1 pseudogene is annotated in these 237 nt (G+C 66.2%); it reads right to left on the bottom strand.

The annotated features are described in order from the left end of the window. A pseudogene (locus KVS71_RS18805) lies at nucleotides 1-237 on the bottom strand (sugar ABC transporter substrate-binding protein); the annotation flags it as partial.

Genomic DNA, 237 nt, shown 5'->3' with positions numbered 1-237 from the left:
CACCGAGGTGAGGAAGTCGGTGTACACGTCGTCCTGGAAGAAGAAGTCGATGAAGCTCTCGGCCGCCTCGACGCGACCGTTTTCGGGGTTGATCCCCCACGCGACGAGGTAGCCCCCCCACATGTGGGCGACATCGGCGTCCAGCGTGGGGAAGTTCATGTAGCCGGGCTCCACCCCCGCCGCTCGCGCATCGGAGAGGATCCAGGTCGCGGGGAACATCGCCGCCTGACCGGTGAG

It is taken from the genome of Microbacterium sp. GbtcB4, assembly GCF_019091465.1.
Lineage (GTDB): Bacteria > Actinomycetota > Actinomycetes > Actinomycetales > Microbacteriaceae > Microbacterium > Microbacterium paraoxydans.
The sequence above is the reverse complement of the archived record's forward strand: the minus strand, read 5'-3'. Positions and strand labels throughout refer to the sequence as shown.